We start from the raw sequence: 15410 nt of genomic DNA, 5'->3' as shown, positions 1-15410 counted from the left end.
AGGGTGGTGAATACAGTGATTGAAAGCAAAAGATTATATATTAGACAAATGAATCATAGTGATTTTAAGGAAATAAGTAAAATGTTACAAAATTCAGAAGTAATGTATGCATGGGAACATACTTTTTCTGATGAAGAAGTTACAGAATGGATTGATAAAAATATACAGAGATATAATAATGATGGATATGGATATTTTATTGTTATAGATAAGTATATAGATGATGTAGTGGGACAAATAGGTCTTATAAAGCAGGACATAGGGTTGGGAATAGGTTATATAGTAAAAAAAGAATATTGGAATCAAGGTTATGCTACAGAAGGTGCCACTATATGTATAGATTATGCTATTAGAAACTTAAATGTGGATACTTTAGTAGCAGATATCAGACCTGAAAATATAGCATCTATAAATGTGGCAAAAAGACTAGGTATGAAGAAAATATCTGAGTATGATAAGATTTATAGAGGACAAGCAATGAAACATGATGTCTACCAATTAAAAGTAACAGGATTAACTACAAAAATTGTTGAAATAGTAGATTATAATCCAAATTGGAAGTACGAGTTTGAAAAATTAAAATCTATACTAGAAAAGACTCTAGGTAATTCGATTTTGAAAATAGAACATGTTGGTAGCACATCTGTTGAAGGGCTTTCTGCAAAACCTAGATTAGATGTTGATATAATAATTGAAGACTATAGCTACTTAAATGATGTTGTCAGTAAACTAAAAAAATTAGGGTATAAACATCTAGGTAATTTAGAAGTAGAAGGAAGAGAAGCATTTTCTTATGAGACAACTAATTTCATGGAGCATAATTTATATGTATGTCCTAAAGATGGGAAAGGATATTTAGAACATATTAAATTTCGGGAGTATTTGAGACTAAATCCAGATAAGGTTAAAGAGTATTCTGACTTAAAAAAGAAGCTAGCAAAACTTTATAGGTATGATGTTAACTCTTATTGTGATAACAAAACAGATTTCATAAGAGGCATAATAGATTAGATATTAATATTAAAAATATTTAAAGCAACTAATTCATTAGTAATTGTAAAAGTAACAATAATAATTTTGAAAGTAATAATGCACTATTATATTTGATTTGAAAAAGATTAAATTCTTAATCTATCATATATAATAGTGCATTAAATATTTAAGCATATTTTAGAAAAGCAATTTAAAAATCATAACTTATTAATAGGAATACTATTTATAAATTGCCTTTATAGGGTCTAGTTTAGAGGCTTTAAAGGCTGGTATTAAACCAAATACAACTCCAGTTAATATAGTAGCTAGAATAGCATAAAGTAAGCTATTTAAGCTAGGAATTGCTTCAAATCCAATGTATTTAGAGACATAGTTAGTAGCAATAAATCCAACTATAGTTCCTAAAATTCCTCCACATACTGTTATAAAAACAGCTTCAACTAAAAATTGAAATAATATAGACCTAGGCTTTGCACCGATAGCACGTCTTATACCAATCTCTCTTTGTCTTTCCATAACTGATACATACATTATATTCATTACACCAATACCACCAACAAACATTGCAACTACAGTTATTATAGATACATATTTATTGACATTAGAATTGATACTTTCAAGATAAGCTGTTTGTTCAGTTGGGTCTGGTGTAGTATAAGAACCATTGATACCAGGGTGCATTTCATACAGTTTAGCTATAATATTGTTTGCAACTTCATTCACGTTATATCCTTTAGAACAAACTAAGTCTAACTGATAAATTTCATTGGAGTAAGAATTTTGACTCATTAGACTATCAAAAGCTTTTTTAGGTATAAGAGAAGTTACAAATTGCATATCTTGATAACCTCCCAAAAATCCTCCAGTTTGTTGTTGGTTGGAAGAATCATCCAATACTCCAATTATTTCAAATATAGTTCCATTTACATTAATACCATGGCCTAAAGCATCTTCTGGATTTTCAAAAACTTCACTTGCACTTTGCTGTGTAAGTATAATTACCTTTCTTTTTTCATCATCCAAAGAAAAATCTCTACCACAGATTAAATTTATTTTAGAATCTTTTTTTACTGGTCCAACTTCCACATAAGTCGTTTTTTTATCAAAAGATGCCTGAGAAGAATAAGTTGAATCAAGATTAAATCCATCTCTTGCAGGAGCAATTCTTTCTACTCCTTCAACAAATGATAATTCTTCTAAATCTTTTGCATTGAAAGGCTTTAAAAATATACTCATATCATCAGTAAGACCTGTGTTATCAGCTGATTCAAATGAAATAGTAGTTTTATTAGGATTAGCATTATTTACAGATTTCTTGATTTCTTTTTGAAATCCATTACCTATAGAACTAACAAGTATTACTGAAGTTATTCCTATAATAATCCAAAGTAAAGCTACAAAGACACGAAGCTTGTGCCCCTTTAAATTAGCCAAAGAATTTTTTAATAAGCCCATGATTACACCTCCGAAGTAAACACACCATCTTTAAGTCGTATGACCTTAGTTGCATACTTAGTCAAATCCTGATCATGTGTAACCATTATTATAGTCTTGCCTTGTTCATTAAGTTCTGTCAAAAGCTCCATAATTTCCCTGCTAGTTTCACTATCTAATGCTCCAGTTGGTTCATCAGCAAAGATTATTTGAGGGTCATTTGCCAAACAACGTGCAATGGCTACACGTTGTTGCTGGCCACCAGATAGTTGAAGAGGTTTTTGTTTGATTTTATCTAAAAGCCCAACAGATTTTAGTTTGCTCTTAACAATTTCTTCTCTTTCAGATTTTTTTAATATTTTATTGTAAATTAGAGGTAACTCTACATTTTGATATATATTTAAAGTTTCTATTAAATTAAATTGCTGAAAAACAAAACCAATATTGACATTTCTAAAAACAGAACGCTCATTTTCACTGAGATTAGTTACATCTGTGCCATCAAATATATATCTTCCTTCGTCAAATACATCAAGAAAACCTAAGATATTAAGTAAAGTGGTTTTACCACTACCAGATTTACCCATTATCATGACAAATTCTCCAGATTCAATTTCTAAATTTAAGGATTTTAAAACATGTAATTCATCTTTCCCTACTTTGTAATATTTTTGAATATTTTCTAATTTAATTAACATATGTAAATTAATTCACATCCATATTAACTTCTTTTAATTTTTTGTCTGGAGTAGCATCTCCATTATTATTAGAGCCAGCAGTTACACTATCACCTTGAACTGGGTCTCCTTCTTTCATTTCTTTAGTAGGGTATTTTATTACTATATCACCTTGTTCAAGACCGCCTCTAACTACAGCAAAGTCATTGTTTTTACTTGCAACATCTACAATTTGTTTTTTCAAGATTCCATCTAAGTCTTTAAATACATATGAGTGTTTTTTATCCTTAAGTACACAAGATGCTGGTATTTTAAAGCTTGAGTTAGCTACTTCAAGTGATGCTTGAAGATGGAATCCATTTGTCAACCCTTCTTGGTTATCAAATGCTATGTTTATATCATAATAAGATAAAGTACTTTGTTGAGCTCCCATCTCACTATTTGGAGTAGAGGGCTTATCAGATATAAAACTTATTCTACCAGTAAGATTTTGGTCAGTTGAGAAAACTAATATATTAACCATTTGGTCAATTTTCATCTTAGGTAAATCTTGTTCACTTGCTTGTCCCTTCATATAAAACTCTAGACCTTGAATAGTCATAAATGAAGCTGGTTGGTCTGGATTTCCAGTTTGGTCATTTAAGTATACAGTACCATCAAAAGGAGCAGTAGTTCTATCATATGCTTTTTTATCTAAAGAAGCTATCTGAGAGTTTAAAGTTGTTATTTGTGCGTTTATAGAGGCTATAGCATCTCTATTTTCATCAATATTTGCAAGTGATATCTTTTGTTTTTTATATTGGCTAAGTTGTGTTTTTAGACTATCTATTTCTGCTATTATAGTTGGATTTTTAGCAGTAAAAAGAAGGTCTCCCTGATTTACCTTTTGCCCATTTGTAACATTTACATCGCTTAACTCATAATCTCCAGAAATATTAAAGTCTTTAGTTTGCTTAGGTACAACCATACCATTTATAAATATTTTTTCGTTTTCTGGAATAGTGTATGTTTCTATGAAGTTTTCATTAGCTTGTAACTCAGTGTTTTTTGAATCGACATAAGCAAGTACCCCTAAAATTAAAAGTATGATTATCACGATTCCTGCATAGATTTTAAATCTCTTGTTTTTAAAAGGATTATTTTTAAAACCTTTGTTTTTAGTTTTGAAATTACTACTTCCAAAGCTAGTATTTTTAAAGCTATTACTCTTAAAGCTACTATTTCTAAATCTTTTATTTTTAAATTTTTTTAGAAAAGACATGTTTTCCTCCTTTGTATAAAAACTACTTATTATATACTGGGATGTACATATAGAACCATTATAAGAAGCATGTTGAATATAAGTCAAATGAAAATAAACTATCAATATATAAGATACTATAGATAATCTTTGAATGTAATAGTAATTTTTGTATATTGATTGTACTCTGAATCTACATCAATTTTATGGCTAAGTTTGTCACAAAGTTCTTTTACTAAATAAAGACCAAGCCCTGTAGATTTAGCGTTATTTCTTCCATTATTACCTGTAAATCCCTTATTGAATATTCGATTTAAATCTTCCTTTTTTATACCACAGCCAGTATCTTCCACCCTTAATTGTAAATAATTTTTGTGGGTTTTGCAATAGATAGATATATTATCTTCTATTGAGGCATATTTTAGGGAATTATTTAATAATTGCTCGAATATGAAGTAAAGCCATTTTTCGTCTGATAAAACTGTATAATTCAAATTATTTAAGTTTAAAATTATTTTTTTTGAGATAAAATATTTCGAATATTTTCTAATAATATTTCTAATAATTTTTTCAATATTTACTTCTTGAATCAAAAAATCTTTATGAAAATCTTCAAGTCTAGATAAATATAAAATCCTTTCAACAGAATTTTCAATTCTAAATATCTCTTTATCGATATCATCTGAAATTTTTTCTTCAATTAAATTTTCGTTTTGCTCAAGGATTAGTTTGATTATTGCTATAGGCATTTTTATATCATGTACCCACATACTCATAGTTTCTTTATTTTCTTCAAATTTCTTAGTATTGATATCTATTATATCATCACATTGGCTTTGATAATCTTTAATTATATCCAAATATATTTTTTCTTCATTTGTACATTTAATTAATTCTATATCATTAGTACTAACTTTGAATGTATTATTTTTAATTTTCTCTAAAAATCTATTTTTCTTAATGTAGCCAGTAAGTATATATATGAATGAAAATACTATATTTACAATTAATATGTATACAATAGTGTCTACTAAGAGAGTATCGATAGGAGAAAATATAATAACTGCTATCGTAAAAAGTAAGAAAGCAAAGTTGTATACTAAAAATTCGAGTTTATCTTTGAGAAAATCTTTAAAACTCATAAATTCACCTACTTAAAGCTATTTTAACTGATTATATAACCTAGTCCTCTTTTAGTTTCTATAAAGTCTTCCAATCCAATTTCACTTAGTTTTGAACGTATTCTGTTTACATTAACAGTGAGAGTATTATCATCTACAAACCAATCATTATCCCATAATTTTTTCATAAGTTTATTTCTACTAACTATTTTACTTTTATTCCTCATAAGTTCATGAAGAATTTTAATTTCATTTTTTGTTAGCTCAATAGTATTATCTTTATAACATATAGTTGCAGTTGATAAATCTAAAGTAACTTCATTATGGACAATTTTATTTGAATTATTATCAGCAAAATTATAAGTTCTTCTTAAAAGAGCATTTACCTTAGCTATTAAAACATCTATAGAAAATGGTTTTTGTATATAATCATCTGCACCTAGATTTACACCCATTATTACATCCATATTAGAGTTTCTTGAAGAAATAAAGATTATTGGAACTTTGGAAATTTTTCTTATCTCATTACACCAATGAAATCCATCATAAAATGGAAGATTTATATCTAATAAAACCAATTGTGGTTTATAATGCTTAAATTCTTCTATTATGTTTTCAAGATTTTCTATTTGATAGACAATATGTCCCCATTTAGAAAGACAGTCTGCTATTTGATGCTTTAATGAAACATCATCTTCAATTACCATTATTTTGAACATTTTTACCTCCTAATCCAGAATAGTTATATTAACATAACTATATTTTACTTGATAAGTTCAAACATTTCTACCTTATAATTTAAAATAATTATATTAATATAACTATATTTTGCTTGACAAATTATATTTTAAACATAATTTCATTAAAAATGAAGAAATATAGTTAATACTTACAGAAATGTAACATTATATTAATGTAATTAAATGGTTAAAAACTACCTTAATATATATAATATATTTATAAGAATTGGAAAATGAGCAATTATGTTGAGGAGTGGTAAGTAATTATGGAAGAAATATTAATTGTTGAAAATATAAAAAAAGAGTATGGTAGAAAAGGCTCAAAATATGAAGCTTTAAAGGGAATAAGTTTTAAAGTTTCTAAAGGTGAATTTGTAGGTATTATGGGCTCATCTGGAGCTGGAAAATCAACTCTTTTAAACATTATTTCTACAATAGATTTGCCTTCATCAGGAAATGTTTATATAGAGGATAAGAATATTATTAAAATGAAACAAAATAAATTAGCTGACTTTAGACGTGATAATCTTGGATTTGTATTTCAAGATTCTAACCTTTTAGATACATTAACTATAAAAGAAAATATAATGCTACCTCTTTCTTTAAAAAATGAAAAAGTATCAGTAATAGAAAGTAGAATAAAAGAAGTTTCAAAATCACTAAATATAGAATCAATATTAGATAAATATCCTAATGAAGTCTCAGGTGGTCAAAAACAAAGAGGAGCTGTTTGTAGAGCAATAGTAACAAAACCATCATTAATACTTGCAGACGAGCCTACAGGAGCATTAGATTCTAAATCTGCAAGGGATTTATTAAATTCTCTACTAAAATTAAATAGAGATAATGATTCAACAATATTAATGGTAACGCATGATGCTATAAGTGCAAGTTTTTGTAGTAGAATACTCTTTATAAAGGATGGAATAATTTTTACAGAACTTATAAAAGGAGAAAGCACAAAAGAATTTTATAATAAAATACTAAATACAGTTTCCTTAATTGGAGGAGTTAATAAAAATGAGTTTATTTAAAATTGCTATAAAAAATGTAAAAAAGAACTTTTTAAGCTATTTTATGTACTTTGTTTCAATTGTATTTAGTGTATTTATATTCTTTAGTTTCAAATCAATAGAGTACAATGAAGCTTTAAGTTTACTTGGTAGAAGGGCTAAAATAGGCATTAATACAAGTTCAATTGTAATAGTGGTATTTGTTTTTTTATTTATATATTATTCAAATTCATTTTTTTTTAATAGACGTAGGCAAGAGATAGGTACTTATAGCTTGATTGGAATGAGAAAAAATCAGATAGGAAGAATATTTTTATATGAAACTTTTTTGATGGGAATATTTGCAATATTAATAGGGATATCTTTAGGTTTTTTATTTTCAAAGCTTATGACAATGATTCTTGTAAAATTAATGAAAGAAATTATAGGAGTAAAGATGACTTTAAGTATAAAGGCTTTAATTCAAACATTAGTAATATTTGTAGTAATATTTGTAGTAATTGGAATAAGAAATATTATAGTCATTAGCAATAAAAAAATTGTAGAGTTATTTAAGAAGTCACCAGAAAAATATACAAATAAAAGATTTATAAAGCTAAAGGGAATACTTGGAATTTTACTAATAGTATTTTCTTATTTAATGTCCAGCAGTTATTTCATTATTGAAAACATTATGTTTTCAGTTTTTATATTAATTACAATAATACCAGGTACTTTTTTATTTTTTTCATCAATAATGTCGATAATTATAGATGTTGCTAAGAAGAAAAAAAGTTTTTATTACAAGGGAAGAAATTTAATTGCATTTTCGGAACTTGGATTCAAATTGAAGAATAATAGCAGAGTATTGGCAATAATAGCGATACTAATAGCTACAAGTGTAACTATGTTAGGATTTACAATATCCCTTTATTACGATATAGATAGAAATATAAATGAAAACTACAAGTATAGTTATACTATAAATGCAGAAAATTATCTTGTAAATAAGGAAATTGACAAGTTGTTATATAAATATAAAGAAGATGATAAGATATTTTTTGATAAGACAATAGAGCTTATAAACAGAGATGTAAATTTTAAATTGTATTATAAAAAAGGAGGAGTTTATAGAGAAAACACAGTGCTTGTAGATTTTATTAAAGAAAGTGATTTTAAGAAATTAAGACAATATCAAAACAGTAATTATGAAGAATTAACTTCAGAAGAGCATGTATATTATGTTTCAGATTCATATAAGAAAATGTTTCTTAAAAATACTGGTACTCAAAAAATAGATATATATCTTAAAGAAAAAGAGAATATGAGTTTATTTACAGTTCAAAAAAATATCTTAGAACCAGAAATAAATTCACAATCAACATTTGATTTAATTGTGGTAGAAGATAATGTATTTAATAGATTAAAATCAGATGGAAAATCAAGATTATTAAGATTAATTGATATAAAAAATGAAAAAAAAGAGTTTGACATGTCTTTAAGATTAAAAAATATTGTTGATAAAAATATGAAATCAACTTATCCCTTTAATTTTACATCAAGTATCGAAAACTATAATAATTTAATTAGACTAAGTGGTCTTATGTTATTTATAGGTATATTTCTATCTGTAGTATTTCTTTTGTGTACAGGAAGTATAATTTTATTTAAACAACTATCAAATATATATGATGATAAAGAACGATATATTATGCTAAAAAAACTTGGGGCAAACAATCAAGATATTGAGAAAATAATATCAAAACAATTAAAAGTTGTATTTTTATTGCCATTAATTATAGGTACAATTCATAATTTATTTGCTATGTCAATTGCTCAAAAATTTATAACTAGGTCTTTGTTTATACCAATTATTATAACACTAGCCATTTATTATATAGGTTACTTTATATATTATTTTATAACATTAAAATACGCTCAAAATATGATAATAGATTAAGCTGTAGAGTATTTTTTACTTAATAAGAATTAAATAGATACTAAAAGTAAGATAGTTTATCTAATCAAAACAAAAAAATATTATAATAATGTAATTAAGTTTTGGAAAAAGTTTGTATTTCCTATCAGTTGTATTACTTAATGTTATATAATAAATTTAAGGAAAATATAAAATAAAAATGACAAGGAGTTGAAAATTATGAGGTTTGATGCTCATCAACATAAATATCCATCAATAAGAAATGTTATATATGCTAAAAATGGAGCAGTTGCAACTTCAACACCATTAGCTTCTCAAGCTGGGCTTGAAATACTAAAAAAAGGTGGAAATGCTGTGGATGCAGCAGTTGCAACTGCTGCTACATTATCGGTAGTTGAACCTACAAGTAATGGAATTGGAGGAGACGCATATGCTCTTGTTTGGATAGAAGAAGAAAAACGATTGTATGGACTAAATTCTAGTGGTTTTGCTCCAGAAAGAATGGAATTAAAAAATTACAAGAACATGAAAGAAATGCCAAAGTATGGATTTGGAGCAGTAACTGTACCTGGGATACCTGCAGCTTGGGCAGAATTAAATAAAAAGTATGGAAAACTTAGTCTACTAGAATGTTTATCTCCAGCAATTGAATATGCAAGAGAAGGATATGTTGTTTCTCCTAATGTATCAAAAGTATGGAAAAAGTCCTATGAACTATATGAAAAAGAATTTGTTGGAGAAGAATTTAAGTCATGGTTTGAGACATTTTCTAAAGATGGTAAAGCTCCAGAAGCTGGTGACATATTTGTATGTGAAGAGCATGCTAATACATTAGAAGAGATAGCAAATACACAAGCTGAAAGTTTTTATAGAGGTAGACTAGCAGATAAAATAGATGAGTATTCTAGAAAGTTTGATGGAGCTATAAGAAAAAGTGATTTAGCGAGTTTTTATCCAACTTGGGTAGAACCTATAAGCACAGAATATAAAGGATATAAAATATTTGAAATTCCACCAAATGGACATGGGATAACAGTCTTAATGGCATTAAATATATTAAAAGAATTGGACATAAAAGGAGATATAGAAAATGTAGATGATATACATAAGATTATAGAAAGCTTAAAACTGGCTTTTGCAGATTCTAAAACTTATGTAACTGATATAGAACATATGAAAGTAAAGGTTCAAGAACTATTAAGTCAAGATTATGCAAAAAAGAGAAGTTTATTGATTGATAATAAAAAAGCTTTATATCCAAAAGAAGGAGAGCCATATTGTGGTGGAACTGTATATCTTTGTACCGCTGATAAAGATGGTAATATGGTTTCATATATACAGAGTAATTATATAAATTTTGGCTCTGGGATAGTAATACCAAACACTGGCATTGCGTTACATAGTAGAGGTAATAATTTTAACTTAGACCCTAAACACCATAATGTAGTAAAACCATTTAAAAAACCTTATCATACAATAATACCTGGTTTTTTAGGTAAAGATGATAAAGCAATAGGTCCATTTGGTGTAATGGGTGCTTTTATGCAACCACAGGGACATCTTCAAGTATTAACAAGTATGATAGACTTTGGTTTAAACCCTCAAGAGGCATTAGATGCTCCAAGATGGCAGTGGATAAAAGGTAAAGAGATAGAAGTTGAATCAGAGATGTCAAGACATGTGGTAGATGCCCTTATTGAAAAAGGCCATGAGATAAAAGTAATTCACGATAATGTCGATATGGGTAGGGGACAAATAATCTTTAAAACAGAGCAAGAAAGCTATGTTTGTGCAACAGAATCAAGATGTGATGGTCATGTTGCAGTTTATTAATCATATTGTAGTTCATCAATATTATAAACTAAAGGTATGTTTAATGAATAAATGAATAATAGAAAACTACATGAAATTACAATAATAAAAGGCGAAAGTCTATAATGACTAACGCCTTTATAAAAAACTAAAATATTATATCCTAGTTTTATTTATTATTGACTTTATTCTTGTCCAGTTTTAACTTCATTGTCATCATAGCTAATCCAATCACTAAAGCTACCAACATAAATCTTATGAGGCATATTAAGCTCTCTAAGTGCAAGGCTGTTAACACAAGCAGATATTCCTGAACCACAAGATAAAATTATTTCATCATAATTATTTAAATCCTTAAAGAAGTCTTTTAAAAATTCTATATCTTTAAGTGAGCCATTTTCAAAATCACCTTTTATTAAATCCTTGCAAAAGTAATTTTTTGCACTAGGTATATGGCCAGCTTTTGAATATGCAGGTTCAACTAAACCTTGGTATCTTTCATTAGCACGACAATCTATAATCACAGTATATTCATCATATAATTTAGATTTAACGTATTCCATTGGAACAACTAAATTGTCATTTACATTAGGCTTAATTTTTTTGCCTATACAGTTTGGAATATTTATTTTTTCTTCTAATTGTCCGCCTTCTTTTACAAAAGCTGTTATTCCACCATCTAATACATAGACATTTTCAAGACCTAAGTGTTTTAATTGGAAGAATAGTCTACAAGCACCATTTAAATCTCCATCATCATAAGTTATAATTGTAGTGTCATTATCAACACCCATTTTTTCTAACTTTTCTTTTAATATAAAAGGGTCTTGTAAAGGATTTTTACCACCATGTTCTTTTGTAGGAGATGATAAATCCTTGTCTATATCCAAGATAAAGCTACCTTTTATATGTCCTTTTTTATAAGAATCAATACCATAAGTTCTATTGATAAGGTCAAATCTACAATCTATAACAACTAGATTATCATTATGTTCTAATTTAGATATAAGTTCTTTTGCAGAAATAATATTTTTCAAAAAACAAACCTCCTATTTTTAATTATTTTTATGTGTATTCATAATAATTATTAACTTTATAAATTAATATTATTATAAATTATTACATAAGTAAATAAATCTTTAGAAAATATAAAAATTTTATATAAAAATTCAAATAATTAATGAATATTAAAAATTTTAGATATATAATAAATTAAGAGTATATTTTAGTTTATATAAAAGCTTGTATTGCAATAGATTAAAGCCTTATACACGTTTAGTTTTTAAAGAAATCTGAGTTATTATGAAAACCTAGGTTAATTTATTAAACAAATAATTGAATAAAAAAAATTTATTATGTATTTATAAAATTTTTGTTACAAATTTAGCATAATATAGTATACTTTAAGTGTGTATTAGGTTAAATCTATAACAAATTATATGTATAATATAGGTTTTAATATTTGTTGCAATTTAAAAGTAATTTGTTAATATCAACTATTTGTAATTTGGGCAGTTATAATTATTTTACAGGGGGGATGTCCAATACAAAACATTTAATCGAGAACTAATATTGTATTATAATTAGAGTTATAGTTTTGTGTGTTTATGTTTTAATTAAATTTAAAGTGGGAAAAATATATTTGTTAGAATGGAGAATAGCGAGATGAGTAATAAAATAGTTAGTAAGAGACAATTAACAGATAGTATTTATTTGATGGAAATAGAGGCTCCTAGAGTTGCAAAATCTTCTCAGCCTGGTCAATTTATAATAATTAAAAATGACGAAAAGGGAGAAAGAATTCCTCTTACAATAGCTGATTATGATAGAGAAAAAGGAACAGTGACTATCGTATTCCAAACAGTTGGTGCTTCAACTAAGAAATTAGCAATGTTTGAAGAAAACGATTTTGTAATGGATTTTGTAGGGCCACTAGGACAAGCAAGTGAATTCATACATGAAGATATAGAAGAATTAAAAAATAAAAAAATCCTATTTGTAGCTGGTGGAGTAGGTTCTGCTCCAGTGTATCCACAAGTTAAATGGTTTAAAGATAATGGATTAGATGTAGATGTAATAATTGGTGCAAGAACTAAAGAATTAATCATATTAGAAGATGATATGAGAAAAGTAGCTAAAAATGTATACATATCAACAGATGATGGGACATATGGATTTGATGGAAGAGTTACAGATTTATTAAAAGATTTAGTTGATAATCAAGGTAAAAAATATGACCAAGCAATAGTAATTGGACCAATGATAATGATGAAATTTATGTGTCAATTGACTAAAGAATTAAACATACCTACTATAGTAAGTTTAAATACAATAATGATTGATGGAACAGGTATGTGTGGCGGTTGTAGAGTTAGTGTTGGAAATGAGACTAAGTTTGCATGTGTAGATGGACCTGAATTTGATGGACATTTAGTTGACTTTGACCAAGCGATGAGAAGACAATCTATGTACAAAACTCAAGAAGGAAGAGCTATGCTAAAACTTGAAGAAGGCGACAGTCATCATCATAGTAATTGTGGATGTGGAGGTAACAAATAATGGATGCTAAAAAAGTAAAAGTACCAGTTAGAGAACAAGAACCTGCTGTAAGAGCAACAAATTTTGATGAAGTATGTTTAGGATACAATAAAGAAGAAGCTATGGCAGAAGCTAATAGATGTCTAGGATGTAAAAAACCAAAATGTGTAGGTGGATGTCCAGTAGGAATTGATATCCCAGGATTTATAACAAAAATTAAAGAAGATGATATAGAAGGTGCTGCTAAAGTAATAGCTAAGAGTAGTTCACTACCTGCTGTTTGTGGTAGAGTATGCCCACAAGAAAGTCAATGTGAAGGTGTATGTATACTTGGAATAAAATCAGATGCAGTATCAATAGGGAAATTAGAAAGATTTGTAGCAGATTGGTCAAAAGAAAATGATATAAACTTATCTGATACAGAACCTAAGAAAAATCAAAAAGTAGCTGTAATAGGAAGTGGTCCAGCAGGCCTTGCTTGTGCTGGTGATTTAGCTAAAAAAGGATATGATGTAACGATATTTGAAGCAATGCATGAACCAGGTGGAGTTTTAACTTATGGAATACCTGAATTTAGACTTCCAAAACAAGCTGTTGTTCAACCTGAAATAGATAATATAAGAAAATTAGGTGTGAAAATAGAAACTAATGTAATTGTTGGTAAAACAATTACAGTAGATGAACTTATAGAAGATGAAGGATTTGAAGCTATATTCATAGGCTCAGGAGCTGGTCTTCCTATGTTTATGAATATACCAGGAGAAAATGCAAATGGAGTATTTTCTGCAAATGAGTTTTTAACTAGAGTAAACTTAATGAAAGCTTATAGAGATGATTATGATACACCTATTAGTTCTGGTAAAAAAGTTGCTGTAGTTGGTGGTGGAAATGTTGCTATGGATGCTGCTAGAACTGCATTAAGATTAGGTTCAGAATCATATATAGTTTATAGAAGAAGTGAAAAAGAGCTTCCAGCAAGAGCTGAAGAAGTACATCATGCAAAAGAAGAAGGAATTATATTTAATACATTGACAAATCCTAAAGAAATTTTAGTAGATGAAAATGGATATGTTAAAGGTATGGTTTGTATAAGAATGGAATTAGGAGAACCAGATGATTCTGGAAGAAGAAGACCTATAGAAATAGAAGGTTCTGAATTTGTACTTGATGTAGATACAGTTATAATGTCACTTGGAACAAGTCCAAATCCATTAATATCTTCTACCACAAAGAGTCTTGATATAAATAAGAGAAGATGCTTAATAACAGATGAAAGTGGTCAAACTTCTAAAGAAGGTGTGTTTGCAGGTGGAGACGCTGTTACTGGAGCAGCAACAGTAATATCTGCAATGGGTGCTGGTAAAACTGCAGCAGCTTCAATAGACGAATATTTAAAAGCAAAAGTTAATGCTTAATTTGTAAATTAAATATACCAAGTTAGAATAATTTCTAGCTTGGTATATTTTTTTTGAAAATTATATAATAAAGTCACAGTTATTGTTGTAATATTTACCACTAAGCAACATAATTTTGTTTAATTATGGTAAAATAATATCGAATAAAGATTTTATAAGGGGGGAATAATGTGTGGTTGGCAGAATCAGAGTTATCAAACTTGACATTAGAACTTATATCTAAAAAGAATATTTTGGGTATAACTGTTGCATATATTGGTACAACAGACATTGAAAATGTAAGCATTTTAGATGAAGCAAGTATAAATTACTTAAAAAATAATATCCCATCATTAGAATATAGGCCATTCCTATATAAAATTGAAAAATCAAATGTGCCAGTTTTAAATTATGAATCTTGTATAAGGGATTCATATAAATTTAAAGAAAGAATACTTTTGGATTATTCACATAGAGTAATGTCACAAGTTATTAAAGAGCCGATTGAGTATGTATTACAATAGTATAAT

The 15410-nt window shown here is 27.5% G+C and carries 13 protein-coding genes; 7 read left to right on the top strand and 6 right to left on the bottom strand.

Annotated features, from left to right (window positions below; all coding sequences use genetic code 11):
• The first annotated feature begins 15 nt into the window (after window positions 1-15).
• Window positions 16-1011: a GNAT family N-acetyltransferase gene (locus KGF36_RS20375; RefSeq protein WP_227827382.1), complete on the top strand. Its 996-nt coding sequence runs from the start codon at window positions 16-18 to the stop codon at window positions 1009-1011.
• 201 nt (window positions 1012-1212) lie between these two features.
• Here KGF36_RS20375 and KGF36_RS03785 read toward each other — a convergent pair whose 3' ends face one another.
• The 5 genes from KGF36_RS03785 to KGF36_RS03765 form a co-directional block, all read right to left on the bottom strand.
• Window positions 1213-2448: an ABC transporter permease gene (locus KGF36_RS03785; protein ID WP_227827383.1), complete on the bottom strand. Its 1236-nt coding sequence runs from the start codon at window positions 2446-2448 to the stop codon at window positions 1213-1215.
• 2 nt (window positions 2449-2450) lie between these two features.
• A complete protein-coding gene (locus KGF36_RS03780) occupies window positions 2451-3125 on the bottom strand; it encodes an ABC transporter ATP-binding protein (RefSeq protein ID WP_227827384.1) in 675 nt (224 codons plus the stop codon).
• A gap of 7 nt (window positions 3126-3132) precedes the next feature.
• Window positions 3133-4365: an efflux RND transporter periplasmic adaptor subunit gene (locus tag KGF36_RS03775; protein WP_227827385.1), complete on the bottom strand. Its 1233-nt coding sequence runs from the start codon at window positions 4363-4365 to the stop codon at window positions 3133-3135.
• Window positions 4366-4481: 116 nt separating this feature from the next.
• Window positions 4482-5486, bottom strand: a complete 1005-nt coding sequence (locus KGF36_RS03770; protein WP_227827386.1) for a sensor histidine kinase — start codon at window positions 5484-5486, stop codon at window positions 4482-4484.
• Between the two features lie 23 nt (window positions 5487-5509).
• On the bottom strand, window positions 5510-6184 hold the full coding sequence (locus tag KGF36_RS03765; protein WP_227827387.1) for a response regulator transcription factor: 675 nt from the start codon (window positions 6182-6184) through the stop codon (window positions 5510-5512).
• A gap of 287 nt (window positions 6185-6471) precedes the next feature.
• Here KGF36_RS03765 and KGF36_RS03760 point away from each other — a divergent pair, with 287 nt between their 5' ends.
• From KGF36_RS03760 to ggt, 3 genes are all read left to right on the top strand, one after another.
• Window positions 6472-7239, top strand: a complete 768-nt coding sequence (locus KGF36_RS03760) for an ABC transporter ATP-binding protein (RefSeq protein WP_227827388.1) — start codon at window positions 6472-6474, stop codon at window positions 7237-7239.
• Window positions 7226-9157 carry an FtsX-like permease family protein gene (locus KGF36_RS03755; RefSeq protein WP_227827389.1) on the top strand — a complete coding sequence of 644 codons (1932 nt, stop codon included), beginning with the start codon at window positions 7226-7228 and terminating at the stop codon, window positions 9155-9157. The genes KGF36_RS03760 and KGF36_RS03755 overlap by 14 nt, the downstream gene beginning before the upstream one ends.
• A gap of 198 nt (window positions 9158-9355) precedes the next feature.
• Window positions 9356-10969, top strand: coding sequence for a gamma-glutamyltransferase (ggt, locus tag KGF36_RS03750; RefSeq protein ID WP_227827390.1), 1614 nt, complete (start codon window positions 9356-9358; stop codon window positions 10967-10969).
• A 164-nt stretch (window positions 10970-11133) separates the two neighbouring features.
• On the opposite strand, the gene KGF36_RS03745 is transcribed toward ggt, so the two are convergent.
• On the bottom strand, window positions 11134-11985 hold the full coding sequence (locus KGF36_RS03745) for a sulfurtransferase (RefSeq protein ID WP_227850661.1): 852 nt from the start codon (window positions 11983-11985) through the stop codon (window positions 11134-11136).
• 628 nt (window positions 11986-12613) lie between these two features.
• Here KGF36_RS03745 and KGF36_RS03740 point away from each other — a divergent pair.
• The 3 genes from KGF36_RS03740 to KGF36_RS03730 all read left to right on the top strand — a co-directional run bounded on the left by KGF36_RS03740 (window position 12614) and on the right by KGF36_RS03730 (window position 15404).
• Window positions 12614-13507 (top strand): sulfide/dihydroorotate dehydrogenase-like FAD/NAD-binding protein, encoded by an 894-nt coding sequence (locus tag KGF36_RS03740; protein WP_227432921.1) that lies wholly within the window; start codon window positions 12614-12616, stop codon window positions 13505-13507.
• Window positions 13507-14901 carry an NADPH-dependent glutamate synthase gene (gene gltA / locus KGF36_RS03735; protein ID WP_227827392.1) on the top strand — a complete coding sequence of 465 codons (1395 nt, stop codon included), beginning with the start codon at window positions 13507-13509 and terminating at the stop codon, window positions 14899-14901. The genes KGF36_RS03740 and gltA overlap by 1 nt, the downstream gene beginning before the upstream one ends.
• Window positions 14902-15071: 170 nt before the next feature.
• Complete coding sequence (locus KGF36_RS03730) at window positions 15072-15404, top strand: hypothetical protein (RefSeq protein ID WP_227827393.1); 333 nt, start codon at window positions 15072-15074, stop codon at window positions 15402-15404.
• Window positions 15405-15410: the final 6 nt, after the last annotated feature.

The sequence above is a fragment of the Clostridioides sp. ZZV14-6009 genome, assembly GCF_020658095.1.
Taxonomy (GTDB): Bacteria; Bacillota; Clostridia; order Peptostreptococcales; family Peptostreptococcaceae; genus Clostridioides.
The sequence above is the reverse complement of the archived record's forward strand: the minus strand, read 5'-3'. Positions and strand labels throughout refer to the sequence as shown.